This window comes from Cedecea sp. NFIX57 (assembly GCF_900177785.1).
In the GTDB taxonomy this organism is placed as follows: domain Bacteria; phylum Pseudomonadota; class Gammaproteobacteria; order Enterobacterales; family Enterobacteriaceae; genus Cedecea; species Cedecea neteri_C.
On the sequence record NZ_FXAS01000115.1, the window covers coordinates 1 to 1,452 of the forward strand.

Consider the following 1,452-nt stretch of genomic DNA (forward strand, 5'->3'; position numbering starts at 1 on the left):
ATGGTTAGGAAGCTCAATCGACTCTTTTAGAGGTTCCTAACCATGAATTGTAGCGATGGCGATCCGCATGTGGTGGGTACTTTTGCGTGTTAATGTATAAAAACACCAGTTTGGCCGTGTTTTTAATCTAAAACTCATTTTTCAGGCGCACTTATCCAGAGCCGGCGTCAGAAGCCGTCGTTTTTTCTCCATCCGATGCAGCCTGGCGGACAACAGTTTTGTCGCGTGCTCACCCGCCACGGCGCCTGCAAAACGCAGCGGGTTTTTGCACAGGATGCACTGGTACGGATCGGTGCCCAGGAAGGCTTTCATCAGCACTGCGAAGCCCGGCTTCTGTGGTTTCTCACGCGGTGTCATATCCAGCGCGTCGTAGACCCTGGGCAGCAGCGTGCCGCGTTTACGGTTGGCCAGGAAGCCGTAGTAGCGCACCATTTTAAAGTGTCGGGACGGGATATGGCTGACGTAACGCCACAGCATCTCCTCCTGCGTCAGCTTCTGGCGTTTGGGTTGCTGGGTTTTGTGGTCGTAATACTGGTGAACGACTGCGCCACCACGGTAATGCCGCAGTTGGGACGCCGCCACCGGCGGCCGTTTCAGGTACCGGCCCAGATATTTCACGCTGCGCCAGGCCCCGCGGGTCTTTTTGGCGAAGTGCACCTTCCAGTGCCGCTGGTATTGCGCCTGCAGGTAGCGCTTCCACTGTTTTTCATCGCGGATGTGGCCATGACCCGGCAGGGAAGCCGGGTTAACGCGCTGATAGCTGGCGCGCAGCAGACGGATGACGGCACCGCGCCAGATGGCTTCAACCTGCTGTTTTTTGAAAAACAGATCGCGCCAGACGGCGTGTTTGACATCGAGACCGCCACGGGTAATGGAGACGTGGATGTGCGGATGCTGATTGAGCTGGCGCCCGTAGGTGTGAAGTGCGCAGAAAATACCGACTTCAATACCCAGCTTGCGCGCGTGCCTGAGCATGGCGCGGGTCGCACAGCGAAACAGGTCGTTGAGCAACGGCCAGTTGTTATTGAAGAACGGCCACAGCAAGTGCGGCATGGTGAAGGTGATATGTTGCCAGTCGCAGTCGGGCAGGATGTGCTGCTGTTCGGCGATCCATTGCTCGGTTCCTTTGAGGCCGCAACTGCTGCAAGCTTTGGATTTGCAGCTCTGACAGAGAAAGCGTGAGTGAGTACAGTCAGGTGAGCTGCAGCAATAGCGGCGAACGCCCATGGCGCAAGTCCCGCAGGCGAGCATGCGCTCGACGGAGAGTTTGGTCCAGTCGCTGAGCTGGTGACCATTTTTCTCGAGGAAGCGTTCCCAGCCCTCATCGTGCTGGAACAATAGCTTTGCGGGTCGCGGTATGTACATGAAAGCCAGTATAAAATACGGCGATGAGGGTGGAAAGGACTTCGGCTGCGAAGCAGACGAGCTCACGCCGTAGGCGTGCTACCGTTC

General features: G+C 57.0%; 1 protein-coding gene. It reads right to left on the minus strand.

Features of this window, described 5'->3' with window-relative positions:
- Positions 1-141: 141 nt before the first annotated feature.
- Positions 142-1,365, minus strand: coding sequence for an IS91 family transposase (locus tag B9Y90_RS26100; RefSeq protein WP_085543172.1), 1,224 nt, complete (start codon positions 1,363-1,365; stop codon positions 142-144).
- Positions 1,366-1,452 lie beyond the last annotated feature (87 nt).

What these genes read in the sequence shown, in the direction of transcription:
- B9Y90_RS26100 (WP_085543172.1), bottom strand. Translation starts at nt 1,365, where the DNA reads ATGTACATACCGCGACCCGCAAAGCTATTGTTCCAGCACGATGAGGGC.